Source organism: Ornithinimicrobium flavum, from assembly GCF_004526345.1.
GTDB lineage: Bacteria > Actinomycetota > Actinomycetes > Actinomycetales > Dermatophilaceae > Ornithinicoccus > Ornithinicoccus flavus.
The window spans coordinates 2112294-2137905 of the sequence record NZ_CP038213.1 but is presented as its reverse complement, the minus strand read 5'-3'; the positions used below and the strand labels follow the sequence as shown (position 1 = coordinate 2137905).

Here is a 25612-nt window from a genome sequence, read left to right as displayed (position 1 = left end):
ACGGTGGCACGCACCGGGGTGCCGTCCGTCAGGGCGGGTGCGGCCAGCGCCACCAGCTCGTTGTCCAGGGCCACGTCGAGCCCGTGGTCCTGGGTGGTGGTGGACCGCAGTGACGTGCCCTCCGGCAGGTCCGGGCGGTGCAGGATCGGCGCAGGTCCAGACCGTCGCCTTCCAGTGGGACACCGCCGCGCTGGTGTCGAGCAGGTCGGTGCGTCCCCACCACCTCGTCCAGGCTCCGGTAACCCAGCCCGGCGAGCAGCTCGCGCACCTGCTGGGCGATGAACTCGAAGAAGGTGATGACGAACTCGGCCTTCCGGTGTAGCGCTCGCGCAGCTCGGGTTCTGGTCGCGACGCCCACCGGGCAGGTGTCGAGGTGGCAGACACGCATCATGACGCAGCCGAGACGACGAGGGGGGCGGTCGCGAGAGCCGAACTCCTCGGCACCGAGCAGGGCGGCGACCAGGACGTCCCGCCCGGTCTTGAGCTGTCCGTCGCACTGGACCACGATGCGGTCGCGCAGCCCGTTGAGCAGCAGGGTCTGCTGGGTCTCCGCGAGCCCGAGCTCCCAAGGCGTGCCGGCGTGCTTGAGCGAGGTGAGCGGGCTGGCCCCGGTGCCCCCGTCGTGCCCGGAGATCAGGACGACGTCGGACTTGGCCTTGGCGACCCCCGCAGCGACCGTGCCGACGCCCACCTGGCTGACGAGCTTGACGTGGATGCGGGCCCGGGGGTTGGCGTTCTTGAGGTCGTGGATGAGCTGCTTGATGTCCTCGATGGAGTAGATGTCGTGGTGCGGCGGGGGCGAGATGAGCCCCACCCCCGGCGTCGAGTGCCGGGTGCGGGCCACCCACGGGTAGACCTTGCCCGGGGGCAGCTGGCCGCCCTCGCCGGGCTTGGCGCCCTGGGCCATCTTGATCTGGATGTCCTCGGCGTGGACGAGGTAGGCGGAGGTGACGCCGAAACGGCCCGAGGCGACCTGCTTGATCGCCGAGCGTCGTGCCGGGTCCAGGAGCCGGTCGACGTCCTCACCGCCCTCGCCGGTGTTGGACTTGCCGCCCAGCCGGTTCATGGCCACGGCGAGCGTCTCGTGCGCCTCCTGGGAGATCGACCCGTAGGACATGGCGCCGGTGGCGAAGCGCCTGACGATCGCGCTGACCGGCTCGACCTCGTCGATGCTCACCGGCTCCCGGTCGGGTCGCAGGGCGAAGAGCCCGCGCAGCGTCTTCAGGCTCTCGGACTGGTCGTCGACGAGGTCGGTGTACTGCCGGAAGACGTCGTAGCGCCCCTCCCTGGTGGCGTGCTGCAGCCGGAAGACGGCCTCGGGGCTGAAGAGGTGGGGCGGTCCCTCACGCCGCCACTGGTACTCCCCGCCCACCTCGAGCTCGCGGTGGTAGGGCGGGATCCCGGACAGGGGGTAGGCGCGGGCGTGCCGGCGGGCCACCTCCTCGGCGATCACGTCCAGGCCCACGCCGTCGATCTGGCTCGTCGTGCCGGTGAACCACCGGTCCACGAGCTCCCGTGACAGCCCGACCGCCTCGAAGGTCTGGGACCCGCGGTAGGACGCGATGGTCGAGATGCCCATCTTCGACATGACCTTCAGGACGCCCTTGCCGAGCGCCTTGATGAGGTGGGCGATCGCGACGTCGGGGTCCAGGCCGTCCAGGACCTGGCCCGCGGTGCACAGGTGCTCCACGGTCTCCATGGCGAGGTAGGGGTTGACGGCGGCCGCCCCGTAGGCGACGAGGGTCGCGACGTGGTGGGTCTCCCGCACGTCACCGGCCTCGACGAGCAGACCGACCCGGGTGCGGGTGTGGTTGCGGACCAGGTGGTGGTGGACCGCGCTGGTGAGCAGCAGGGAGGGGATGGGGGCGTGCTCGCGGTCGGTGTGCCGGTCGGACAGGACGACGAAGAAGGCGCCTCGGGCGACGGCCTCGTCGACCTCGGCGCAGATCTCCTCGAGCCGTCGCTCGAGGGCCGGGGCACCACCGTCGACGCGGTAGAGGCCTCGCACGACCACCGGGGCGAAGTCCGGGTGCTGACCCTCGAGGTTGATCCGTCGCAGCTGCGCCAGCTGGTCGTTGTCGAGGACGGGGAAGGGGAGCACCACCTGCCGGGCGTGCTCCGGGGTCTCCGCGAGCAGGTTGGGCTCCGGCCCGGTGGAGCCGGCCAGCGAGGTGACGATCTCCTCCCGGATGGCGTCGAGCGGGGGGTTGGTGACCTGGGCGAACGCCTCGACGAAGTAGTCGAACAGCAGGCGCGGGCGGTCGGAGAGGACCGCGATCGGGGTGTCCGTGCCCATCGCGCCGATCGGCTCGATGCCCGTCTGGGCCATGGGGGCCAGGATGATGCGCAGCTCCTCCTCGGTGTAGCCGAAGATCTGCTGGCGCCGCGTCACCGAGGCGTGGGTGTGCCGCACGTGCACCTGCTCGGGCAGGTCGCTCATGTGGACGAGATGGGTGTCGAGCCACTCCTGGTAGGGCCGGCGGGAGGCCAGCTCACCCTTGATCTCCTCGTCCTCCACGATCCGCCCCAGCTCGAGGTCGACGAGGAACATCCGTCCCGGGGCGACCCGGCCCTTGCGGACCACCCGGTCCGCGGGCAGGTCCAGCAGCCCGGTCTCGGACCCCAGGACGACCAGCCCGTCGGCGGTGACCCAGTAGCGGGAGGGCCGCAGGCCGTTGCGGTCGAGGACCGCCCCGACCCGGGTCCCGTCGGTGAAGACCAGGTTGGCCGGGCCGTCCCACGGCTCCATGAGCTGGGAGTGGTACTCGTAGAAGGCCCGTCGCCGCGGGTCCATCGCGGGGTTGTTCTCCCACGCCTCCGGGATCATCATGAGGACCGCGTGCGGGAGCGAGCGCCCGCCGAGGTGCAGCAGCTCCAGCACCTCGTCGAAGGTCGCGGAGTCGCTGGCGTCGGGGGTGCAGATGGGGAAGGTCTCCGCCAGGTCCCCGGGGAAGAGGTCGCTGCGCAGCGCGGACTCCCGGGCGTTCATCCAGTTGCGGTTGCCCTTGACGGTGTTGATCTCCCCGTTGTGGGCCACGAGCCGGTAGGGGTGGGCCAGCGGCCAGGAGGGGAAGGTGTTGGTCGAGAACCGCGAGTGCACGACCGCCAGGGCGCTGGCGTAGCGCTCGTCCAGCAGGTCGGGGAAGTATCGGGGCAGCTGCTCGGTGGTGAGCATCCCCTTGTAGGTGATGGTCCGGGTGGACAGCGAGCAGGGGTAGGCCGCGGTGCGGCGCTCGATCTGCTTGCGGCACCACCAGACCCGGCGCTCCAGCACGAGCCCCTCCTCGTCCGGAGCCGCCTCGCCCGCGGCCACGACGAGCTGCCGCATGACCGGCATCACCGCCAGCGCCGTGGGCCCGACCATGTCGCTGACGACGGGCACCTCGCGCCAGCCCAGCACCCGCAGGCCGCAGCGCGTCACGATCTGCTCGATCTCCTCGGCCACCGCGTCCGCCGAGCCGTCGCCCGGGAGGAAGACGATGCCCACCGCATACCGCCCCGGGGCCGGGAGCTCGAAGGGGAGCACCGACCGGAGGAAGCCGTCCGGGATCTGGGTGAGGATGCCTGCGCCGTCGCCGGTGTTCTCCTCGGCACCGACGGCGCCGCGGTGGTCGAGGTTGGCCAGCGCCGTGAGCGCCTGGGCCACCGTCGAGTGCCGGGGAACCCCGTCCAGGGTCGCGACGAAGGCCACCCCGCAGGCGTCGTGCTCGTGGCGTCCGTCGTAGAGGCCCTGGGGGGTGGCGCCGGGGACGGGGCGCAGCGGGGACCAGGGTCGGGTGGTGGTCTCGGTCATGGGATCACCGATCTGGACAGGGCTCACCGGGGGAGGTCGCCGGACGGGTGCACGGGGCATCGGCGACCCGGGCGAGGAAATATGTGGGGTGCAGCATACCTATGCATGCCGCTGTGCGGAAGCCTGTTCGCGGCCGGGTGTGTCGGCGGCGCCACTTACAGTGGAGGTGTGCAGTCTCCGTCCGTCGCCCCCGTCCCTCCGGCGCCCCGCCACGACCGGCTCTTCGTCCAGGGGGCCCGCGAGCACAACCTCCGCAACGTCTCCGTGGACATCCCGCGCGACGCGCTCGTCGTCTTCACCGGCCTGTCGGGGTCCGGCAAGTCCTCCCTGGCCTTCGACACCATCTTCGCCGAGGGTCAGCGTCGCTACGTCGAGTCGCTGTCCGCCTACGCCCGGATGTTCCTCGGCCAGATGGACAAGCCGGACGTGGACTTCATCGAGGGGCTGTCGCCGGCGGTCTCGATCGACCAGAAGTCGACCAACCGCAACCCTCGCTCGACCGTCGGGACCATCACCGAGGTCTACGACTACCTCCGCCTCCTCTTCGCCCGGGTGGGCCGGCCCCACTGCCCCGTCTGCGGCGAGGCGGTGGGTCGCCAGACGCCCCAGCAGATCGTGGACCAGATGCTGGAGCTGCCCCCGGGCACCCGCTACCAGCTGCTCGCGCCCGTGGTCCGGGGCCGCAAGGGGGAGTTCGTCGACCTCTTCGCCGAGCTCCAGTCCAAGGGGTTCGCCCGGGCGAGGGTGGACGGCGAGCTGGTCCAGCTGAGCGACCCGCCCACCCTGCTCAAGCAGGTGAAGCACAGCATCGAGGTGGTCGTGGACCGGCTCGTGAGCAAGGCCGGCGAGACCGGTGAGGACGGCGAGGCCACCGTCGACCGGTCCTACGCCCGCCGGCTGACCGACTCGGTGGAGACGGCCCTGGCCCTGGCCGGCGGCATCGTGGTCGTCGAGTTCGTGGACGTCCCGGCGCAGCCGGACGGGGCGGCCGAGGGGGGCCGGCCCCACCCGCAGGGGGCCGACGGCGAGCCGCTGCCCCGGGAGCGTCGCTTCTCCGAGCGGATGGCCTGCCCCAACGACCACCCGCTCACGATCGACGAGGTCGAGCCGCGCAGCTTCTCCTTCAACAGCCCGTTCGGCGCCTGCCCGGAGTGCACGGGGATCGGGGTGGAGCTGGAGGTCGACCCCGAGCTCGTCGTGCGGGAGGACCAGAGCATCCTGGGCGGCGCGCTCGTCCCCTGGTCGACCGCCTCGGGTCTCAGCGACTACTTCCTGCGGGTGCTCGGCGGGCTGGCCGAGGACCTCGACTTCCGGATGGACGTGCCGTGGGGGAGCCTGCCCGGCCGCGCCAAGGACGCCATCCTGCACGGCTACAAGCACAAGGTCCACGTCCGCTACCGCAACCGCTTCGGCCGCGAGCGGAGCTATTCCACGGGCTTTGAGGGAGTCATTCCCTACGTCAAGCGCAAGCACTCAGAGACCGAGTCGGAGAGCAGCCGGGAGCGCTACGAGGGCTACATGCGGGAGGTGCCCTGCCCCGTGTGCAAGGGGGCCCGGCTCAAGCCCGAGATCCTGGCGATCCTCGTGGGCGGGCGCAACATCGCCGACGTGTGCAACCTGCCGATCGACCAGTGCCTGGCCTTCCTGTCGGAGGTGGAGCTGAGCGAGCGGGAGGCGGCCATCGCGGCGCAGGTGCAGCGCGAGATCGCGGCCCGTCTGGGGTTCCTCCTCGACGTCGGTCTCGACTACCTGTCCCTGGACCGCCCCGCCGGCACGCTCTCCGGCGGGGAGGCCCAGCGCATCCGGCTGGCCACCCAGATCGGGTCCGGCCTGGTGGGGGTGCTCTACGTCCTCGACGAGCCCAGCATCGGGCTGCACCAGCGGGACAACCACCGGCTCATCGAGACGCTGACCCGGCTGCGGGACCTGGGCAACACCCTCATCGTCGTCGAGCACGACGAGGACACCATCGCCACCGCCGACTGGGTCGTCGACATCGGCCCCGGGGCCGGTGAGCACGGTGGCGAGGTGGTCCACAGCGGATCGGTCGCCGACCTGCTGACCCACCCGACCTCCCTCACCGGGGCCTACCTGTCCGGGCGCAAGGCGATCCCCGTCCCGGAGCGCCGCCGCCCCCAGGACGGCCGCCGGGTCACGGTGAAGGGGGCCCGTGAGCACAACCTGCAGGGCCTGGACGTCAGCTTCCCGCTGGGCAACCTCGTGGCGGTCACGGGCGTTTCCGGGTCAGGCAAGTCGACCCTCGTCAACGACATCCTCTACCAGGTCCTGGCCAACCAGCTCAACGGCGCCCGGCGCGTGCCCGGCCGGCACCGCAAGGTGGAGGGGCTGGAGCACCTGGACAAGGTGGTCCACGTCGACCAGAGCCCCATCGGGCGCACCCCGCGCAGCAACCCCGCCACCTACACCGGGCTCTTCGACCACATCCGCAAGCTGTTCGCCGGCACCACCGAGGCCAAGGTGCGCGGCTACCAGCCGGGCCGGTTCTCCTTCAACGTCAAGGGCGGCCGGTGCGAGGCCTGCTCGGGCGACGGGACGCTGAAGATCGAGATGAACTTCCTGCCGGACGTCTACGTGCCCTGCGAGGTGTGCCACGGGCGCCGCTACAACCGCGAGACCCTGGAGGTGCACTTCAAGGGCCGCACCATCGCCGACGTCCTCGACATGCCGATCGAGGAGGCCGCCGAGTTCTTCTCCGCCGTGCCCGTCATCAGCCGCCACCTGACCACCCTCAACCAGGTCGGCCTGGGCTACGTGCGGCTGGGCCAGCCGGCCACCACCTTGTCCGGCGGCGAGGCCCAGCGGGTCAAGCTCGCCGCGGAGCTGCAGAAGAGGTCGACCGGCCGGACGATCTACGTGCTCGACGAGCCGACCACCGGCCTGCACTTCGAGGACATCAGCCGCCTGCTCGGCGTCCTGCAGGGGCTGGTGGACAAGGGCAACACCGTGCTCGTCATCGAGCACAACCTCGACGTGATCAAGTCGGCCGACTGGATCATCGACATGGGCCCCGAGGGTGGGCGCGGCGGAGGGACCGTCGTCGTGGAGGGCACGCCCGAGCACGTGGCCGCCACCACCCAGAGCTACACCGGTCGCTTCCTGGCCCCGGTCCTCGAGGTCAACAGGAGGTCGACCGCATGAGCCGCCCCCGCCCCGTCGCCCCGGCCCACCGCGACGTGACCCGTCGCGCCGTCCTGGGAGGAGGGTGCGGCGTCGGCGCCACCGGCCTGGTCTCGGCCTGCGGCGGCGAGGACACCAGGAGCGCCGAGACGGCGGGCGACGGCTCGGTGCGGGTGCCCGCGGTGGACACGCCCGTCGGGGGCTCGACCTACTACCGGGGCGCGGACGTCATCGTCAGCCAGCCGCAGGAGGGCTCGTTCACCGCCTTCGACGCGACCTGCCCGCACCAGGGGTGCCAGACCTCCTCCCTCGGCCCGGACGGAGAGCTGGTCTGCCCCTGCCACAACAGCGCCTTCGACCCCGCGACCGGGGAGGTCGTCTCCGGCCCGGCGACGTCGGGCCTCACCGTGCTGCCCGTCAGCGTCGAGGGCGCCGACCTCGTGATCCGTGGCTGACCCGGCCACCTACCGTCCGGCTCCCGGCCAGATCCCGACCGACCCGGGGGTCTACCGTTTCCGGGACCAGCACGGGCGCGTCATCTACGTCGGCAAGGCACGCAGCCTCCGGCCCCGGCTCACGTCCTACTTCCAGGACCTCGGGGCGCTGCACCCCCGCACCCGGCAGATGGTCACCACCGGGGCGAGTGTGGAGTGGACCGTCGTCCGCAACGAGGTCGAGGCCCTGCAGCTCGAGTACTCCTGGATCAAGGAGTTCGACCCCCGCTTCAACGTCAAGTACCGCGACGACAAGTCCTACCCCTACCTGGCGGTGACGATGGGGGAGGAGTTCCCCCGGGCGCAGGTGATGCGCGGCCGCAAGCGGCCGGGCACCCGCTACTTCGGGCCGTACACGCACGCGTGGGCCATCCGCGAGACCCTGGACACCCTGCTGCGGGTCTTCCCGCTGCGCACCTGCAGCAACGGCGTCTTCCGGCGCGCCGGGCAGGTGGGCCGGCCGTGCCTGCTGGGGTACATCGACAAGTGCTCGGCACCATGCGTGGGACGGGTCAGCCCCGAGGAGCACCGGGAGATCGCCCAGGACTTCTGCGACTTCATGGCCGGTGACACCCAGCGTTTCGTGCGTCGGCTCGAGCGGGAGATGCGGGCCGCCGCGACCGCGCTCGACTTCGAGACGGCGGCGCGCCTGCGCGACGACGTGGGGGCGCTGACCCGGGCGCTGGAGCGGTCCGCCGTCGTGCTGCCGGACGCCACCGACGCCGACGTCTACGCGCTCGCCGACGACGAGCTCGAGGTGGCCGTCCAGGTCTTCCTGGTGCGGGGAGGCCGCGTGCGGGGGCAGCGGGGATGGGTGAGCGAGAAGGGCGCGGAGGACCTGGGCTCGATCGTGCAGCACCTGCTCCAGCAGGTCTACGGCGGCGAGCACGGCGACGACGTCCCGCGCGAGGTCCTCGTGCCGGTCCTGCCCACGGACGTTGAGGACGTCGAGGAGTGGCTCAGCGGCCTGCGCGGCTCGCGGGTCCGGGTGCGCGTGCCGCAGCGCGGCGACAAACGCACGCTCGCCGAGACCGTGCACCGCAACGCCGAGCAGGCGCTGGCCCGCCACAAGGTGGCTCGCTCCGGCGACCTCACCCTGCGCTCCCAGGCGCTGCAGGAGCTGCAGGAGGTGCTGGGTCTGGAGGAGGCGCCGCTGCGGATCGAGTCCTTCGACATCAGCCACGTGCAGGGCAGCGACGTCGTCGGGTCCATGGTGGTCTTCGAGGACGGGCTGGCCCGCAAGGGGGAGTACCGGCGGTTCATCGTCCGGCAGGGCACGGCGGACGACACCGCCGCCATGCACGAGGTCCTGACCCGGCGCTTCCGGCACCTCGTCGACGCCCCGCCGGCCGGGCAGGACGACAGCCGGCCGGCGAAGTTCGCCTACCCGCCCAACCTCGTGGTCGTCGACGGCGGGCAGCCCCAGGTCAGGGCCGCGCAGGCCGCCCTGCTGCAGGTGGGTGTCAACGACGTCGCCGTCGTCGGGCTCGCCAAGCGGCTGGAGGAGGTCTGGCTGCCGGACGAGGAGTTCCCCGTCGTCCTCCCGCGCACGAGCGAGGCGCTCTACCTCCTGCAGCGGGTTCGGGACGAGGCCCACCGTTTCGCGAACGCCTTCCACCGGCAGCGTCGCTCCCGCAGCATGACGACCAGCGCGCTGGACGGCATACCCGGCCTGGGCCCGGCCCGTCAGCAGGCTCTCCTGCGGCACTTCGGCTCGGTCAGGTCGGTGCGGGCGGCCACGGTCGAGGAGCTCCAGGAGGTGCCGGGGGTCGGCCCGGCCCTGGCAGAGGTGCTGGTGGAGCGCCTCGGGGGCGAGGAGACCACCCCGGCGGTTAACCTGAGCACGGGCGAGGTGCTCGACTGACCCGGCCGTCCCGACCGGGCGGCACCCCCCGTGGACGGACGGAGCACGCGTGACGACACCTCCCGCCGGCGGGGCGCCGCAGGGCCCTCCGGAGCCGGCCGGCCCGGACCGGTCCGGCCACGTGGCCATCATCACCGGCATGTCCGGGGCCGGCCGCACCACCGCCGGCCGGGTGATCGAGGACCGCGGCTGGTACGTCGTGGACAACCTGCCGCCGGCCCTCATCCCCGAGCTCATGCGGCTGACCGCCGACGACCCGGCCCGGCAGAAGATCGCGGCGATCGTGGACGTCCGGACCCGCGACTTCACCCGGGAGCTCGACCGGGCGCTGGAGGAGCTGGCCGGTGGTGGCCTGCGACCGCGCATCATCTTCGTCGACTCCTCCGACGAGTCCCTGGTGCGGCGCTTCGAGTCGGTCCGCCGGCCGCACCCGCTCCAGGGCGAGGGGCTCCTGCTGGACGGCATCCGCCGCGAGCGCCGGATGCTCGCGGACCTGCGCTCGTCGGCGGACGTCGTCATCGACACCACGAACGACAACGTCCACCAGCTCAGCGCCAAGATCGACGCGCTGCTCAACACCGACGCGCGGGTGCAGCTGCGTCTCGCCATCGTCTCCTTCGGCTACAAGTACGGCATCCCGCTCGACGCCGACGTCGTCCTCGACCTGCGCTTCCTGCCCAACCCTTACTGGATCCCCGAGCTGCGCGACTTCACCGGACGCGACCCGCAGGTGCGCGACTTCGTCCTGGGGCAGGAACGCACCGGCACCTACCTCGACCACGCCGAGCAGATGCTGCGCACCGCGGTGAGCGGCTACCTCCAGGAGGGGCGGCGCTACGTCACCGTCGCGGTCGGGTGCACTGGTGGCAAGCACCGCTCGGTGGCGACCGCCGAGGAGCTCACCCGCCGGCTGGAGGACCTCGAGGAGGCGGGCGTCCAGCTCACCACCTTCCACCGGGACCTGGGGCGGGAGTGAGCGCCCCGCGCGTCGTGGCGCTGGGGGGGGGCACGGGCTGTCGGCCTCCCTCCAGGCGCTGCGGCACATCACGGAGGCCATCACGGCCGTGGTCACGGTGGCCGACGACGGGGGGTCCAGCGGACGCCTGCGTCGGCAGTTCGACATCCTGCCCCCGGGCGACCTGCGGATGGCCCTGGCCGCGCTGTGCGAGGACACCGCATGGGGTCACCAGTGGTCCGCCGTGCTCCAGCACCGCTTCCGGGGGGAGGGCGAGCTCGCCGGGCACGCCCTGGGCAACCTGCTCATCGTGGCGCTGTGGGACCTGCTGCCGGAGGGTCAGGAGGTGCGCGGCCTGGACCTGGTGGGGAGGCTGCTGAACACCCGCGGCCGGGTCGTGCCCATGTCCACCGTCCCCCTGTCGATCGAGGCGGTCATGCTCGAGGACGGCACGGACGGCCCGGTCGAGGTGACCGTCCGCGGGCAGTCCTCGGTCGCCTCCCACCCCGGGCGCGTCTCCTCGGTCCAGCTCGTGCCCCAGGACCCGCCCGCGACCCCCGAGGCGCTGGAGTCGATCAAGCTCGCCGACTTCGTCGTCCTCGGCCCGGGCTCCTGGTTCACCTCCGTGATGCCGCACCTGCTGGTGCCCGACCTGCTGCAGGCCCTGCGGGACACCCCGGCCTCCCGCATCCTCACCCTCAACGTGAGCCTGACCGACGACGAGGCCAGCGGCTACACCGTGGCCGACCACGTCGCGGCCGTGGCCGCCCACGCACCCGGGCTGCGCCTCGACCACGTCGTCGTGGACCCGCACGTCCTGCGGACCGCCGCCGACCGCGCGGCGCTGGAGGCCGCGGTCGCCACGGTCGGGGGCCAGCTCCTCGTGACCCCCGTGGGGACCGTGCGCAGACCCGGCCAGCACGACACGCTGCGGCTCGCCGCGGCATACCGGGACATCATGGCCGGGAGCCACGGATGACCGTCCCCGTCCCGACCGGCGCAGGGTAGCCTGCCGGACGCGGGCCTAGGGGAGGCGTCCCGCGAGCCCAGGCCGGAGCGGACCAGGAGGATGAGCGCGGTGGCGATGACGGCGAAGGTCAAGGACGAGCTCAGTCGGCTCCCGGTCGGCAGGACGTGCTGCCGCAAGGCGGAAGTCTCCACGATGCTGCGCTTCGCCGGCGGACTGCACATCGTCGGAGGACGCATCGTCATCGAGGCCGAGCTCGACACCGCGCAGAGCGCGCGCCGCCTGCGGGCCTTCATGGCCGAGGTCTACGGCTCCTCCAGCGAGGTGATCGTCATGAGCCCGGGCGGGCTGCGCAAGCACACCCGGTATGTCGTGCGCGCCACCTCCGACGGTGAGTCGCTCGCCCGCCAGACCGGGCTCATCGACCACCGGGGCCGCCCGGTCCGGGGCCTGCCCCCCCGCTGGTCGGGGCGGCGGTCTGCGACGCCGAGGCCGCCTGGCGCGGCGCCTTCCTGGCGCACGGGTCCATCACCGAGCCCGGCCGGTCCTCCGCCCTGGAGGTGACCTGCCCGGGCCCCGAGGCGGCCCTGGCGCTCGTCGGCGCCGCGCGACGGCTCGGGATCCAGTCCAAGGCGCGGGAGGTGCGCGGGGTGGACCGCGTGGTCATCCGGGACGGCGACGCCATCGGAGCGATGCTGACGCGGCTCGGGGCGCACGACGCCGTCCTGGCCTGGGAGGAGCGCCGGATGCGCCGGGAGGTGCGGGCCACCGCGAACCGGCTGGCCAACTTCGACGACGCCAACCTGCGCCGCTCCGCCCGCGCCGCGGTGGCGGCCGGTGCCCGCGTCGAGCGCGCCCTGGAGATCCTGGCCGACGAGGTCCCCGAGCACCTGCGGGTCGCCGGCGAGTTGAGGGTCCAGCACAAGCAGGCGAGCCTGGAGGAGCTGGGTCAGCTCGCCGACCCGCCGATGACCAAGGACGCCGTCGCCGGCCGGATCCGGCGGCTGCTCGCCATGGCCGACAAGCGCGCCGAGGAGCTGGGGATCGACGGGACCGAGGCGAGCCTCACGCCCGACATGTTCGACGACTGAGCGACCGGCCCCGACGCGCCCGGACCCCGGCCGGTTCGGTAGGTTGGGACGCAGACGAGGAAGTCTTCTGCGCGGTGCCCAACCGGGGCGCCGCACCCACCAGGGAAGGTTGTCTGACATGACCGTTCGTGTTGGTATCAACGGTTTCGGGCGCATCGGCCGCAACTTCATGCGGGCCGTGCTGGCCTCCGGCGCCGACATCGAGATCGTGGGGGTGAACGACCTCACCGACAACGCCACGCTGGCCCACCTGCTGAAGTACGACTCGATCCTGGGCCGCCTGGAGGGGGAGGTCAGCTCCAGCGAGACCGAGATCACCGTGGACGGCAAGGCCGTCAAGGCCTTCGCCGAGAAGGACCCCGCAGCCCTGCCCTGGGGCGAGCTCGGCGCGGACGTCGTCATCGAGTCCACGGGCATCTTCACGGACGCGACCAAGGCCCGGGCGCACATCGAGGCCGGAGCCAAGAAGGTCATCATCTCCGCGCCGGCCAAGAACGAGGACTTCACGGTCGTCATGGGCGTCAACGACGGCGACTACGACCCCCAGGCGCACACCATCATCTCCAACGCCTCCTGCACCACCAACTGCCTCGCGCCCATGGCCAAGGTGCTGCACGAGGAGTTCGAGATCGTCAAGGGTCTGATGACCACCATCCACGCCTACACCGCGGACCAGAACCTCCAGGACGGCCCGCACTCGGACCTGCGCCGCGCCCGCGCCGCCGCCCTCAACATCGTCCCGACCAAGACCGGTGCCGCCCAGGCCGTCGCCCTGGTGCTGCCCGAGCTCAAGGGGAAGTTCGACGGGTACGCGCTGCGGGTCCCGACCCCGACCGGCTCCGCCACCGACCTCACCTTCCAGGCGGGCCGCGAGGTGACGGTCGAGGAGGTCAACGCCGCGGTGCGCAAGGCCGCCGAAGGCCCCCTGAAGGGCATCCTCAAGTACACCGAGGACCCGATCGTCTCCAAGGACATCGAGACCGACCCGCACTCCTGCATCTTCGACGCCGGCCTGACCAAGGTGATCGGCGACCAGGTGAAGGTCGTCGGGTGGTACGACAACGAGTGGGGCTACTCCTGCCGCCTGGTCGACCTCACCACCCTGGTGGGCGAGAAGCTCTGATGCGGACGATCGAGCAGCTGAGCGAGCAGCTCGGCGGCCTGTCGGGGCGCACCGTCCTGGTCCGGTCCGACCTCAACGTGCCGCTGGACGGCTCGAGCATCACCGACGACGGCCGGGTGCGCGCCTCGGTCCCCACGATCACCGAGCTCGCCGAGGCGGGGGCCCGGGTGGTCGTGACCGCCCACCTGGGTCGTCCCAAGGGTGCGCCCGAGGCGCGCTACTCCCTGGCCCCCGTCGCCCAGCGGCTCTCCGAGCTGCTCGGCAAGGAGGTCACCTTCGTCGAGGAGACCGTCGGCGAGCGCGCGACGTCTGCCGTCCGGGCGATGTCCGACGGTGACGTCGTCCTGCTGGAGAACCTGCGCTTCCACCCCGGGGAGACCGCCAAGACCGACGAGGAGCGGGCCGACTTCGCCCGGCAGCTGGCCGGTCTGGCCGACGCCTTCGTCTCCGACGGTTTCGGCGTGGTCCACCGCGCGCAGGCCTCGGTCTACGACGTCGCCCGGCTGCTGCCGCATGCCGCCGGGGGCCTGGTGCGATCCGAGGTTGAGGTGATGCGCCAGTTGCGCGAGGACCCCCAGCGTCCCTACGTCGTCATCCTCGGCGGGGCCAAGGTGAGCGACAAGCTGGGCGTCATCGAGTCGCTTCTGTCCGTCGCCGACCGGCTGCTCGTCGGCGGTGGCATGGTCTTCACCTTCCTCAGGGCCCAGGGCCACGAGGTGGGCACCAGCCTGCTGGAGGAGGACCAGGTCGACACGGTCCGCGGCTACCTGGAGGCGGCGGCCGAGCGCGGGGTCGAGATCGTGCTCCCGACCGACATCGTGGTCGCGGACGCCTTCTCCGCCGAGGCGCGCCACGAGGTGGTGCCGGCGGACGGCATACCGGCGGACATGATGGGTCTGGACATCGGTCCCGACTCCGCCGCTTTCTTCGTCGACCAGCTGGCCGACGCCCGCACCGTCTTCTGGAACGGCCCCATGGGCGCCTTCGAGATGGCGCCCTACGCCGCCGGGACCCGGGCGGTGGCCGAGGCGCTGGTCCAGCGCACCCGCGACGGCGCGATGACCGTCGTGGGCGGCGGCGACAGCGCCGCGGCGGTGCGCGAGTTCGGCTATGCCGACGACGACTTCGGGCACATCTCCACCGGAGGCGGGGCGAGCCTGGAGTATCTCGAGGGCAAGGACCTTCCCGGACTCCAGGTGCTGGAGGACTGATGGCAACCGTCAAGGTCACCCCGCGCACGCCGTTGATGGCGGGGAACTGGAAGATGAACCTGGACCACCTCCAGGCGACCCACCTGGTCCAGAAGCTCGACTGGGCCCTGCGGGACAAGCGGCACGACTTCGCCGCCGTCGAGGTGGTCGTCCTGCCGCCGTTCACCGACCTGCGGTCGGTGCAGACCCTGGTGCAGGGCGACAAGCTGGAGCTCGGCTACGGCGGGCAGGACCTGTCCCAGCACGACGACGGGGCCTACACCGGGGAGATCTCCGGGGCCTTCCTGGCCAAGCTGGGCTGCTCCTACGTGGTCGTCGGGCACAGCGAGCGGCGGGAGTACCACGCCGAGTCCGACGAGCTGGTCGGGGCCAAGGTCCGCGCCGCGCTCCGGCACGACCTCACGCCGATCCTGTGCGTGGGCGAGCCGCTGGAGGTGCGGCAGGCCGGCCAGCACGTCGAGCACGTCGTGGGTCAGCTCCGCGCGGCGCTCGAGGGTCTGGAGGGCGAGCAGGTGGCGCGCGTGGTCGTCGCCTACGAGCCGGTCTGGGCGATCGGGACCGGTGAGGTCGCGACCGCCGAGGACGCCCAGGAGGTCTGCCGGGCCGTCCGCACCACCGTCTCCGACCTCGTCGGCGACGAGGTGGCCGGCGGTCTGCGCGTGCTCTACGGGGGCTCGGTGAAGCCGGGCAACGTGGCCGAGCTCATGGCCCAGGAGGACGTCGACGGCGCCCTCGTGGGAGGGGCGTCGCTGAGCGTGGACGACTTCGTGGCGATCTGCCGCTTCCAGCAGCACCACGGCACGGCCTGACCCGGCGCGCTTCGGCCCCCGGCCGGTGCTGGGTTAGGCTGTCCATCGCCCCGGATCCTCACGGGTCCGGGGCGAACCCCTTCCCCCGACGATCGACGACAAGGTTGTGTGCCGCGTGGAGTACGTGCGCTGGTTCCTCAATGGGCTGCTGGTCATCACCAGCCTCTTCCTCGTGCTCCTCATCCTCATGCACAAGGGCAAGGGTGGAGGGATGTCGGACATGTTCGGCGGGGGTATGAGCAGCAGCCTCGGCGGGTCCTCGATCGCCGAGCGCAACCTCAACCGCATCACCGTCGCGATGGCGGTCATCTGGGGGAGCGTCGTCGTGGCCCTGGGCGTGCTGCTGCGATTCTCCTGAGTCGCTCTCGCCCCGCAGGTCGCAGCCGGGTTAGGCTGACCCGAGCACCGTAGGGAAGCCTTCCGTGCCGGCCGCTGCCCGACCCGGGGGGACGGCCCGGGGCGGGCTCCAGCTCGAGGAGGAACGATGGTCGGGACCAACGCGATCCGTGGCAGCCGTGTGGGCTCCGGGCCGATGGGGGAGAGCGAGCGGGGGGAGACCGCACCCCGGATCGTCGTGAGCTACTGGTGCGGCCGGGGCCACGAGACCCGACCCAGCTTCGCCCAGGACGACGAGATCCAGGTGCCGGACGTCTGGGACTGCCCGCGCTGCGGCCTGCCCGCCGGGCAGGACCGTGACAACCCGCCCCAGCCGTTGCGCAACGAGCCGTACAAGACCCACCTGGCCTACGTCAAGGAGCGGCGCAGCCCGCAGGACGGCGAGGCCCTGCTCGACGAGGCCCTGGCGTCGATGCGCGCCCGCGGCGTCGGCGGCGGCACCGCCACCCCGACCTCCTGAGCCCCCCTCGACAACCGGACGCGCGTTCCTGCCACACCGGACGCGCGTTCCTGCCACACCGGACGCGCGTTCGTGACGGTTGTCCACAGGCTGGGCGACGCCATACCTGTGGAAAAATGTCAGGAACGCGCGTCCGGTTGCAGGGGGGGGGGGGGGGGTTCAGCGGCCGAGGACGGAGCGCAGCTGGCTCAGGCCTGCGGACAGGTCGGTCAGGTGCACGCGCAGGACGGGGCGGTCGTGGTCAGCGAGGACGGAGGCGTCCCCGGCGGCCTGGGCGGCGATGAACTCGCCGAAGGTGAAGTCCTTGCCCGGGACCGGGAGGTCCTCGTCGGCCGTCGCGGTGACCTGCAGGTAGACGCCCTGGGCGGGGCCGCCCTTGTGGTACTGCCCGGTGGAGTGCAGGAAGCGCGGGCCCCAGCCGAAGGTCACCGGTCGCCCGGTCCGGTCGACCAGGTCGGCCTGGACGTCCGCCAGGTCGGCGTGGGCGATCCGGTCCAGGTAGGCCATGACCGCCAGATAGCCCCGGTGCGGGTCCACCTGCTCCAGCAGGGCGTCGACCGCACCCCGCAGCGTGGCGGTGCCGTCCGGGAGCCACGGGCCGCCGAGCGCACGGATCTCCGCCGCGCCCTCGACCGCGTCCGGGTCGTCGGACGCGCCGGCCCCCGAGGCCATGATGCGCCGCGCCGCGTCCTTGGCGCTCTCGACGTCCGGCTGGTCGAAGGGGTTGATGCCGAGCAGCCGCCCGGCCACGGCGGTCGCGACCTCCCAGAGCAGCAGCTGCGCGCCGAGCGACCCGGAGACCGTCACCTCCGACCCGGCCGCCGCGCCCGTGGCCCGGGTGTCCGTGGCGGACGGTCCGTCGTCCTCCTCGTCGTCGTCGCCGGCCAGCACCACGACGGTGCAGTCCGAGGGGTCGGACAGGCCGTCCAGGGGGTCGGTCCCCGCCGGGACGACCACGGGCAGCACCCCGGTGCCGCTCTTGCCCGTGGACTCCGCGATGAGCTGCTCGGCCCAGTCGGCCAGGCCGACGATGCCGGACCCGGCGTCGGTGAACAGCAGCTTGTCCCGCAGCGGCTCGGTGCCGCCGAGGGCCGCCCCGAGGCGCAGGCCCGGGTTGGCCCCGTCGTCCTCGGCCAGCAGGTCGGCGACCTCCTCGGCCTCGTCCAGCAGCGCGCCCACGTCGACACCGGCCAGGCCGGAGGGCACCAGCCCGAAGGCGGTGAGGGCGGAGTAGCGTCCACCGACGTCCGGGTCGGCGTTGACGACCCGGTAGCCGTCCGCGCGGGACTGCTCGTCCAACGGGCTCCCGGGGTCGGTCACGATGACGACGCGCTCGGTCGGGTCGATGCCCGCGTCGGTGAAGGCCTGCACGAAGGCCCGTCGCTGGCTGTCGGTCTCCAGGGTCGATCCCGACTTCGACGAGACCACCACGGCCGTCCGCGCCAGGTCCTCCTCCAGCACGGAGCGGACCATGGCGGGGTCGGAGCTGTCGAGCACCACCAGCGGCACGCCGGCCGTGGCGCAGATGACCTCGGGGGCCAGCGAGGAGCCGCCCATGCCGCACAGGACGATGCGAGAGACCCCGCGCTCGCGCAGCTGCTCGCCCAGCGCCTCGACCTCACCCACCAGCGGGCGCGAGCTGCGCGGGAGACCGACCCACGAGAGCCGGACCGAGGCCTCCTCCTGCGCCTCCGGCCCCCACAGGGTCGGGTCCTGGGCGAAGAGACGGGAGGCGAAGGACTCCTCCACGAGCGTCGGCAGGTGGGCCTCGACCGCGTCCGCCGCGGCGCCGACGGCCGTGACCAGCAACGAGCTCACGCGCCGGCCCCCGTGGGGCCGGCAGAGCCGCCGGCCTTGTTGAGCTCCTCCTGCACGGTGCCCAGCAGCTCGCCCCAGGACTTCTCGAACTTGTCGACGCCCTCGGTCTCGAGCAGGTCCACCACGTCGGTGTAGGACACGCCGGCCCGCTCCAGGTCGTCCAGCACCTGCTGGGCCTCGGCGTAGGAACCGGTCACGGTGTCACCGGTGATCTCGCCGTGGTCGACCGTCGCATCGAGCGTCTTGGCCGGCATCGTGTTGACGGTGTCCGGGGCGACGAGCTCGGTGACGTAGAGGGTGTCGGGGTAGTCCGGGTTCTTCACGCCGGTCGAGGCCCACAGCGGCCGCTGCACGTGCGCCCCGTCGTCGGCCAGGTTGGCCCAGCGGGGGGTGGAGAAGACCTCCTGGAACGCCTGGTAGGCCAGGCGTGCGTTGGCCAGTCCGGCCTTGCCGCGCAGGGACAGGGCCTCGTCGGTGCCGATCTTCTCCAGCTGCTGGTCGATCTCGCCGTCGACCCGGGAGACGAAGAAGCTCGCGACCGAGCGGATCGAGCTCAGGTCCCGGCCGTGCTCACGGGCCTGCTCCAGCCCGGTCAGGTAGGCGTTCATCACCCCGCGGTAGCGGTCCAGGCTGAAGATGAGCGTCACGTTGACGCTGATCCCCTCGGCCAGCACCTGGCTGATCGCCGGGAGCCCCTCGACGGTGGCCGGGATCTTGATGAGCAGGTTGGGGCGGTCGATCTGCGCCCACAGCTGCTTGGCCATCTCGACGGTGCCGGCGGTGTCCTTGGCCAGGCGCGGGTCGACCTCGATGGAGACGCGACCGTCCTGGCCGCCGGTGGCCTCGTAGACCGGCAGGAAGATGTCGCAGGCGTCGCTCACGTCCTGGGTCGTCAGCGCGAAGACCGCTGCGTCGACGTCGGCGCCCTCGGCGGCGAGGGAGGCCACCTGTGTCCCGTACGCCTCGCCCTCGGACAGCGCGGCGGCGAAGATCGTCGGGTTGGTGGTCACGCCCAGGACACCCCGGTCGATGTAGCCCTGGAGGTCGCCGTCGGTGATCATCGGCCGGTTCAGGTCGTCCAGCCAGACCGAGACGCCGGCCTCGGCCAGCTCGTGCAGGGTCGTGCGGGTGGCGGACCGGTCGGCGGTGGCGCCCTCGGTGGGGGCCTGGGTCGGCTTGCTGTCGTTCATCTGGGTCTCCTTGGCTTCCTGGCTCACTGCTGCGTCTCGTCGGTGGACCGGGTGCCGCCCTCGCCGGCGTCACCCAGGGTGCTCTCCTCGCCCTCCGGCTCCTCCGGCACGCCCTGCCCGGGGGCCGGTCGCCCTTGGCCGCGGCGAGCGACTCCCGGGCGGCGGCGACAACGGCCTCGGCGGTGATGCCGAACTCCTGGTAGAGCCGCTCGTAGTCGGCGGAGGCACCGAAGTGCTCGATGCTGATGCTGCGGCCGGCGTCGCCGACCACCTCGCGCCACCCCATGGCGATGCCGGCCTCCACCGACACCCGGGCGCGGACGTCGGCGGGCAGGACCTCCTCCTGGTAGGCCGCGTCCTGGGCGTCGAACCACTCGCGGCAGGGCATGGACACGACCCGGGTCGGGACACCCTCGGCCTGCAGCGTCGCCCTCGCCCGCACGGCGAGCTGGACCTCCGAGCCGGTCCCGACGAGGATCACCTCGGGGCGACCGCCCTCGGCCTCGGCCAGCACGTAGGCGCCGCGCGCGACGCCCTCGGCGGACGCCATACCTCCCTCGCCCCGGTCGAAGGTCGGGACGTTCTGCCGGGTCAGGGCCAGCGCCGAGGGGTGGTCGACCGTCTCCAGGATGGTGCGCCAGGCGACGGCGGTCTCGTTGGCGTCCGCGGGACGCACGACGTCCAGACCGGGTATGGCGCGCAGCGCGGCCAGGTGCTCGACCGGCTGGTGGGTCGGGCCGTCCTCGCCCAGCCCGATGCTGTCGTGGGTCCAGACGTAGACGACCGGCAGCTGCTGCACCGAGGCGAGCCGCACGGCGGGCCGCATGTAGTCGGAGAAGACGAGGAAGGTGCCGCCGTAGGGCCGGGTCAGGCCCTCCAGGGCGATCCCGTTGAGGATCATGCCCATCGCGTGCTCACGGATGCCGAAGTGCAGGGTGCGGCCGTACTCGTGGCCCGGGAACATCTCCGTCGCCTTCGCGGCGGGCACGAAGCTCGGCTCGCCCTTCATCGTGGTGTTGTTGGACCCGGCCAGGTCGGCGGAGCCGCCCCACAGCTCGGGCATGACGGGCGCCAGCGCGGTCAGCACCTCGCCGGACGCCTTGCGGGTCGCCATCCCCTTCTCGTCGGCCTCGAAGGACGGGATCGCCTGGTCCAGACCCTCGGGCAGGGTCTTGTCGCGGAGCCGGTCGAGCAGCGCGGCCCCGTCGGGGTTCGCCTCGCGCCAGGCGTCGTAGCGCTGCTGCCACGCCTCGTGCGCCTCCCGGCCCCGGTCGCGCACCGCGCGGACGTGGTCGAGCACCTCCTGCTCCTCCGGGAAGGTCTGCTCCGGGTCGAAGCCGAGCAGCTTCTTGGTCGCAGCGACCTCGTCGGCACCAGCGCGGACCCGTGCGAGGCGCCGGTGTCCTGGGCCTCGGGAGCCGGCCAGGCGATGATCGTGCGGAGCACGATCAGGGTGGGCCTGTCGGTGCGCTCCCGCGAGGCCTGCAGCGCGGCGTGCAGGGCGTCGACGTCCTCGACGTAGGCGCCCTCGCGCTGCTCCACCCCCTCGACGTCCTCGGTCGCCTCGCCGGCCGAGCCCGCGCTGCCGCGCCAGTCGATCGTCTCGACGTGCCAGCCGTAGGCCTCGTAGCGCTTGGCGACGTCCTCGCTGAAGGAGATGTCGGTGTCGTCCTCGATGGAGATGAAGTTCTGGTCGTAGACGACCGTGAGGTTGGACAGCTCCTGGTGACCCGCCAGCGAGGACGCCTCGGAGGTGACGCCCTCCATGATGTCGCCGTCGGAGGCGATGACCCAGACGTGGTGGTCGAAGGGGGACTCACCCGGGGCGGCGTCCGGGTCCAGGAGGCCGCGCTGGCGACGCTGCGCCATCGCCATGCCCACGGCGGAGGCCATGCCCGAGCCCAGCGGCCCGGTGGTGATCTCGACGCCGGTGGTGTGGTGCACCTCGGGGTGGCCGGGGGTGGCGCTGCCCCAGGTCCGCAGCGCCCGGAGGTCCGACAGCTCCAGGCCGTAGCCGTTGAGGTAGAGCTGGACGTACTGCGTGAGGCTGGAGTGTCCCGCCGACAGGACGAACCGGTCGCGGCCCAGCCAGTGGGGGTCGGCTGGGTCGTGGACCATGACGTTCTGGTAGAGCAGGTAGGCCAGCGGGGCCAGGCTCATCGCGGTCCCGGGGTGGCCGTTGCCGACGTTCTCGACCGCGTCGGCCGCCAGCACCCGCGCCGTGTCGACGGCCCGGACGTCCGCGTCGGTCCACCCGACCTTCTCGGCGACCGGGCGGCTCAGGCTCGAGGCCCGGCCCGCGGTGTAGGTGGTCGTGGAATCGCTCACGTTCTCTCCTGAGGTGCGGACGGTCTCGGGTTCCGCGCCAGGGCGTGGCACGGCATACCCGACCTTAGTGCGTCCGCCCCGGCCGGACCCGTCGAGCGCCAACTGTTGCCTCGCGACGGGGGAGCCGGCGCCGGTCCGGGGGGCGCGGGCGGAGCGAGTACCATCGGGGGAGCATCCTGCCCAGCCCACCGCACCGCCCGAAGGACACCGTGACCCCTCCCGACCCGCGCCCACGCTCGACGCAGCGGACGCAGGACCGGTGGGCTCCCCTCCAGCGCACCGCGGCTGGAAGGACGTGCTCCGCGACTACGTCGCCCTGACCAAGCCCCGCATCATCGAGCTGCTGCTGGTCACGACCTTCCCGGTGATGTTCCTCGCCGAGCGCGGCATCCCCGCCGTGTGGCTCATCGTGGCCACGCTGGTGGGCGCACGCTGGCCGCCGCGTCCGCCAACGTGCTCAACTGCTGGCTGGACCGGGACATCGACGCGCACATGCAGCGCACCTCCAACCGGCCCCTGGTGACGGGGACGATCTCCCCGCGCCAGGCCGTGGTCTTCGGCGTCGTGCTGCCGGGATCGCCGCGGTGCTGTGGCTGGGGCTGCTCGTCAACTGGCTGTCCGCCTGGCTGGCGCTGGGCGCCATCGCGCTCTACGTCGTCTTCTACACGATGATCCTCAAGCGCCGCACCAGCCAGAACATCGTCTGGGGCGGGGTCGCTGGCTGCATGCCGGTGCTCATCGGCTGGTCGGCGGTCACCGACTCGCTGTCCTGGGCGGCCCTCATCCTCTTCCTCGTCGTCTTCTTCTGGACCCCGCCGCACTACTGGCCGCTGTCCATGCGGTTCCGGGAGGACTACGCCGCCGCGGGCGTCCCGATGCTGCCCGTCGTCGCCGAGGACACGGCGGTGGGGCGCCAGATCGTCGTCTACTCCTGGGTGACGGTGCTGGCCTCCCTGGGGCTCATCCCGGTGGCCCCGATGGGCTGGCTCTACAGCGTGGTGGCCGTCGTCTCCGGGGCCGTCTTCATCCTCGAGTCGCACCGGCTGCTGGCCCGTGCCCGCGCCGGGGAGACCGGCAAGGCGCTGGGGGCCATGAGGCTGTTCCACTACTCGATCAGCTACCTCACCCTGCTCTTCCTGGGCGTCGCCGTCGACCCCCTGCTCTTCTACCCGCTGCCCCTGTGACCGGCGCACGCCGCCCCGAGGAGACATGACCCCAGCACCAGCGCAGCCCTCCGCGGGACGCCGGCTCACGACCTTCCTGCTGCCGACGGAGGTGAACGGCTGGGTGCGGGTCACGGCCTGGGCCTCCGTGCTCGCCAACGCCCTGCTCATCGTCACCGGGGGCGCGGTGCGGCTCACGGGCAGCGGCCTGGGCTGCCCCACGTGGCCGCGGTGCACGGACGAGTCCTGGACGAACACGCCCGAGATGGGCCTGCACGGCGTCATCGAGTTCGGAAACCGCCTGCTCACCTTCCTGCTGGTCATCATCGCGGTGCTCACGGCCCTGGCGGTCTGGCGCTCGCGGCGTCGCCACCCCGGTTTCGTGCTGATCGCGGGGGCGATCGGCCTGGGGATCATCGTGCAGGCCGTCATCGGCGGGATCACGGTGCGTACCGGCCTCAACCCGTGGGTCGTGGGGATTCACTTCGTCATCTCGGCGGTGCTCGTGGCGCTGGCAGCGGTCCTGGTCAACCGCACCAGGCGGGCGTCGTTGCCGAGCGTCGCGCAGGCGGAGCGGCCGGGCCGGATGGGCGGGACGGACCGCCGGTGGGCCCGCGCGCTCGCCCCGGTGCTCGCTGTCTCGACCGCGCTCGCGATCTACCTGGGCACGCTGGTCACCGGGACGGGCCCGCACTCCGGCGACGCGGGCGAGGTGACGCGCCTGACCTTCGACCCCTACCTCATCACCCGGGCGCACGTCGTGCCCGTCTACGTGCTGGTCGCCGCCACCGCGGTCGCGCTGGGCCTCAGCCTCGCCCGCCGCTGGCCGGGCCCGCTGCGGCGGATCCTGGGCGTGCTCGCCGCCCTCGTCGTCGTCCAGGCGCTCATCGGCTACTACCAGTTCTTCAACGGCGTGCCCGAGCTCGCGGTCGGTCTGCACATGGCCGGGGCCGCCGCGCTGGCGGCGGTGGCCACCATGGCGGTCGAGAAGATGTATGTCGTCTCCGCCCCGGTCCCGGACGAGCCGCTGGCCCCGGGTCAGGCGCCCGCCGCCCTGACGCGCTCCTGACCTCCGCGCTGACGCGCTCCTGACCGCCGCCACCGGCGGCCTGGCGCCGCGCCGCGTCGGGCGGGGCGCAGTCCGGGAGACGTCAGTCCGACCAGCGCAGGAGCCGGCGGGCCAGGGCGAGGGCGAGGCCGCCCCATACCGCCAGCACGAGCAACGGACCCCAGGCCAAGGTGCCCTGCACGAGGGCGGCGCGCAGCAGGTCGCCCAGCGCGGCGGACGGGAGCAGGGCCACCACGCTCGCGACCGGCTCCGGGAAGGTGCCGGCGGGCAGCAGGACACCGCCTCCGGCGGCCAGGAGCACCCAGACCAGGTTGGCCACCGCGAGCGTGGCCTCGGCGCGCAGGGCCCCGCCCACGCAGGCCGCCAGGGCGGTGAAGGTGACGGCGCCCAGGACGACGGCGAGCAGGGCGGGGAGGATCCCTGCCGGGTCGGGCCGCCAGCCCAGGACGGCCGCGACGGCACCGACGACGGCGAGCTGGACGGCGATGACCACCAGGACCGACAGGGACTTGGCGGTGAGCAGCCCGCCCCGGCCGAGCGGGGTGGTGCCGAGCAGCCGCAGGACGCCCCAGCGTCGCTCGAAGGCGAGCAGGATCGCCTGCCCGGTGAAGGCCGTGGACATCACGGCGAGCGCGAGGACCCCCGGGGCGAGCACGTCGACCCGGTCCTCGCCGGCGAAGGGGCCGACCGCCAGCTCCGGGTAGGGGACCAGCGCCAGCCCGACCAGGGCCAGCAGGGGCAGCACCATCGAGACGATGAGCTGCTCGCCGTGCCGGAGCAGACCGGCGGCCTCGAACCTGGCCTGGGCGAGCACCCGGACGACGGGGGAGGCCGGGGCGCTCATCGCGCCACCCCGTCGGTGAGGGCGAAGTAGGCGTCCTCGAGCCCCCGGCCACCGGCCACCTCGGTCACCGTCCCCTCCGCAGCGACGCGGCCGCCGACGATGACGACGACGCGGTCGGCCAGGCGCTCGGCCTCCTCGAAGGAGTGCGAGGTCACGACGGTCGCGGCACCCGCGTCGGCGACCTCCCGGATGAGGGCGTGCACCTCGCGGCGGGCGTGGGGGTCCAGGCCCGCGGTGGGCTCGTCGAGGAAGACGACGTCCGGCCGGCCCACGAGGGCGGCGGCGAGCGCCACGCGCTGGCGCTGCCCGCCGGACAGCCGTCGGACCGGGGTGCCCAGGAAGGCGTCGATGCCGAGCCGGGTGACCAGCGCCGGGACGTCGGCGGGATCGGCCCAGAACCGGGCCAGGTGCGAGAGGAGCTGGCCGGGGCGCACGGCCTGGGGGAGCCCGCCGTCCTGCAGCATGACCCCGACCCGGGCCCGGTGCCCGGCCGGCGCGTGCCACGGGTCCGTCCCGAGGACGCGCACCGTGCCGCCGTCCGGGGCCTGCAGGCCGGTCGCGACCTCCACGGCCGTGGTCTTGCCGGCGCCGTTGGGTCCGAGGACGCAGGTGACCTCTCCCGCCCGCGCCGTCCACGAGAGGCCACGCAGGGCCTCGGTGGCGCCGAACCGACGGGTCACGTCGGTCATGCGCAGCGCGGGGGTGGTCACGGTCCACCAGTCTAGGACGCGCCGGAGGTGGGTCGGTCCGGGGCGGGACCGGGCACCCGCGGCGGCACGTCGGTGTGACCCCGGTCGCCCCGCGTGTGGCTTTGATTCGGGCTCACATATACGTCACAATGGCATGGTGAATATCTCAGACGTGCACACCGAGTCGCGGACCCGCGACCGGGTCCGTCT

General features: G+C 72.6%; 16 protein-coding genes and 3 pseudogenes. 13 read left to right on the top strand and 6 right to left on the bottom strand.

The genetic code is table 11. The features are described from left to right. Nucleotides 1–28: 28 nt before the first annotated feature. Entirely contained in the window at nt 29–3793 is a 3765-nt protein-coding gene (gltB, locus tag E3Z34_RS10025) for a glutamate synthase large subunit (protein ID WP_420818949.1), read from the bottom strand. A 168-nt stretch (nt 3794–3961) separates the two neighbouring features. On the opposite strand from gltB, the gene uvrA reads away from it, so the two are divergent. From uvrA to E3Z34_RS09970, 11 genes and pseudogenes are all read left to right on the top strand, one after another. After that, nucleotides 3962–6952 carry an excinuclease ABC subunit UvrA gene (uvrA, locus tag E3Z34_RS10020; RefSeq protein WP_420818948.1) on the top strand — a complete coding sequence of 997 codons (2991 nt, stop codon included), beginning with the start codon at nt 3962–3964 and terminating at the stop codon, nt 6950–6952. Beyond that, the gene (locus tag E3Z34_RS10015; protein WP_134773474.1) at nt 6949–7386 is read left to right on the top strand and encodes a Rieske (2Fe-2S) protein; all 438 of its coding nucleotides are present in this window, start codon (nt 6949–6951) and stop codon (nt 7384–7386) included. The genes uvrA and E3Z34_RS10015 overlap by 4 nt, the downstream gene beginning before the upstream one ends. Next, nucleotides 7379–9289 carry an excinuclease ABC subunit UvrC gene (gene uvrC, locus E3Z34_RS10010; RefSeq protein ID WP_134773473.1) on the top strand — a complete coding sequence of 637 codons (1911 nt, stop codon included), beginning with the start codon at nt 7379–7381 and terminating at the stop codon, nt 9287–9289. Before E3Z34_RS10015 ends, uvrC begins: the two co-directional genes overlap by 8 nt. 49 nt (nt 9290–9338) lie before the next feature. Beyond that, complete coding sequence (gene rapZ, locus E3Z34_RS10005; protein ID WP_134773472.1) at nt 9339–10265, top strand: RNase adapter RapZ; 927 nt, start codon at nt 9339–9341, stop codon at nt 10263–10265. A 37-nt stretch (nt 10266–10302) separates the two neighbouring features. After that, nucleotides 10303–11223 (top strand): gluconeogenesis factor YvcK family protein, encoded by a 921-nt coding sequence (locus E3Z34_RS10000; protein WP_134774851.1) that lies wholly within the window; start codon nt 10303–10305, stop codon nt 11221–11223. Between the two features lie 99 nt (nt 11224–11322). Beyond that, a pseudogene (gene whiA / locus E3Z34_RS09995) lies at nt 11323–12302 on the top strand (DNA-binding protein WhiA). A gap of 118 nt (nt 12303–12420) precedes the next feature. Then, the gene (gene gap / locus E3Z34_RS09990) at nt 12421–13425 is read left to right on the top strand and encodes a type I glyceraldehyde-3-phosphate dehydrogenase (protein WP_134773471.1); all 1005 of its coding nucleotides are present in this window, start codon (nt 12421–12423) and stop codon (nt 13423–13425) included. Next, nucleotides 13425–14636, top strand: a complete 1212-nt coding sequence (locus tag E3Z34_RS09985; protein WP_134773470.1) for a phosphoglycerate kinase — start codon at nt 13425–13427, stop codon at nt 14634–14636. The genes gap and E3Z34_RS09985 overlap by 1 nt, the downstream gene beginning before the upstream one ends. Further along, nucleotides 14636–15445, top strand: coding sequence for a triose-phosphate isomerase (tpiA, locus tag E3Z34_RS09980; protein ID WP_134773469.1), 810 nt, complete (start codon nt 14636–14638; stop codon nt 15443–15445). The genes E3Z34_RS09985 and tpiA overlap by 1 nt, the downstream gene beginning before the upstream one ends. A 115-nt stretch (nt 15446–15560) precedes the next feature. After that, a complete protein-coding gene (secG, locus tag E3Z34_RS09975) occupies nt 15561–15803 on the top strand; it encodes a preprotein translocase subunit SecG (protein ID WP_134773468.1) in 243 nt (80 codons plus the stop codon). 126 nt (nt 15804–15929) lie between these two features. After that, the gene (locus E3Z34_RS09970; protein WP_134773467.1) at nt 15930–16301 is read left to right on the top strand and encodes an RNA polymerase-binding protein RbpA; all 372 of its coding nucleotides are present in this window, start codon (nt 15930–15932) and stop codon (nt 16299–16301) included. Nucleotides 16302–16460: 159 nt separating this feature from the next. Here E3Z34_RS09970 and E3Z34_RS09965 read toward each other — a convergent pair whose 3' ends face one another. From E3Z34_RS09965 to tkt, 3 genes and pseudogenes are all read right to left on the bottom strand, one after another. After that, complete coding sequence (locus E3Z34_RS09965; protein ID WP_134773466.1) at nt 16461–18119, bottom strand: glucose-6-phosphate isomerase; 1659 nt, start codon at nt 18117–18119, stop codon at nt 16461–16463. Continuing rightward, nucleotides 18116–19309: a transaldolase gene (gene tal / locus E3Z34_RS09960; protein ID WP_134773465.1), complete on the bottom strand. Its 1194-nt coding sequence runs from the start codon at nt 19307–19309 to the stop codon at nt 18116–18118. The genes E3Z34_RS09965 and tal overlap by 4 nt, the downstream gene beginning before the upstream one ends. Before the next feature lie 124 nt (nt 19310–19433). Next, nucleotides 19434–21637 (bottom strand): annotated as a pseudogene (tkt, locus tag E3Z34_RS09955) (transketolase); the annotation flags it as partial. 259 nt (nt 21638–21896) lie between these two features. Between tkt and E3Z34_RS09950 the strand changes: the two are divergent. Continuing rightward, a pseudogene (locus tag E3Z34_RS09950) lies at nt 21897–22821 on the top strand (heme o synthase). A 25-nt stretch (nt 22822–22846) separates the two neighbouring features. Beyond that, nucleotides 22847–23869 carry a COX15/CtaA family protein gene (locus tag E3Z34_RS09945; protein ID WP_134773464.1) on the top strand — a complete coding sequence of 341 codons (1023 nt, stop codon included), beginning with the start codon at nt 22847–22849 and terminating at the stop codon, nt 23867–23869. An 82-nt stretch (nt 23870–23951) separates the two neighbouring features. Here E3Z34_RS09945 and E3Z34_RS09940 read toward each other — a convergent pair whose 3' ends face one another. Together E3Z34_RS09940 and E3Z34_RS09935 are read right to left on the bottom strand one after the other, a co-directional pair. Next, complete coding sequence (locus E3Z34_RS09940) at nt 23952–24713, bottom strand: ABC transporter permease (protein ID WP_134773463.1); 762 nt, start codon at nt 24711–24713, stop codon at nt 23952–23954. Further along, nucleotides 24710–25402: an ABC transporter ATP-binding protein gene (locus tag E3Z34_RS09935; RefSeq protein ID WP_134774850.1), complete on the bottom strand. Its 693-nt coding sequence runs from the start codon at nt 25400–25402 to the stop codon at nt 24710–24712. Before E3Z34_RS09935 ends, E3Z34_RS09940 begins: the two co-directional genes overlap by 4 nt. Nucleotides 25403–25612: the final 210 nt, after the last annotated feature.

Coding starts and splice junctions, on each gene's coding strand:
- E3Z34_RS09940 (WP_134773463.1), bottom strand. CDS start 24,713: ATGAGCGCCCCGGCCTCCCCCGTCGTCCGGGTGCTCGCCCAGGCCAGG.
- E3Z34_RS09945 (WP_134773464.1), top strand. CDS start 22,847: ATGACCCCAGCACCAGCGCAGCCCTCCGCGGGACGCCGGCTCACGACC.
- gltB (WP_420818949.1), bottom strand. CDS start 3,793: ATGACCGAGACCACCACCCGACCCTGGTCCCCGCTGCGCCCCGTCCCC.
- tal (WP_134773465.1), bottom strand. CDS start 19,309: ATGAACGACAGCAAGCCGACCCAGGCCCCCACCGAGGGCGCCACCGCC.
- E3Z34_RS10015 (WP_134773474.1), top strand. CDS start 6,949: ATGAGCCGCCCCCGCCCCGTCGCCCCGGCCCACCGCGACGTGACCCGT.
- E3Z34_RS09985 (WP_134773470.1), top strand. CDS start 13,425: ATGCGGACGATCGAGCAGCTGAGCGAGCAGCTCGGCGGCCTGTCGGGG.
- tpiA (WP_134773469.1), top strand. CDS start 14,636: ATGGCAACCGTCAAGGTCACCCCGCGCACGCCGTTGATGGCGGGGAAC.
- E3Z34_RS09970 (WP_134773467.1), top strand. CDS start 15,930: ATGGTCGGGACCAACGCGATCCGTGGCAGCCGTGTGGGCTCCGGGCCG.
- gap (WP_134773471.1), top strand. CDS start 12,421: ATGACCGTTCGTGTTGGTATCAACGGTTTCGGGCGCATCGGCCGCAAC.
- E3Z34_RS09935 (WP_134774850.1), bottom strand. CDS start 25,402: ATGACCGACGTGACCCGTCGGTTCGGCGCCACCGAGGCCCTGCGTGGC.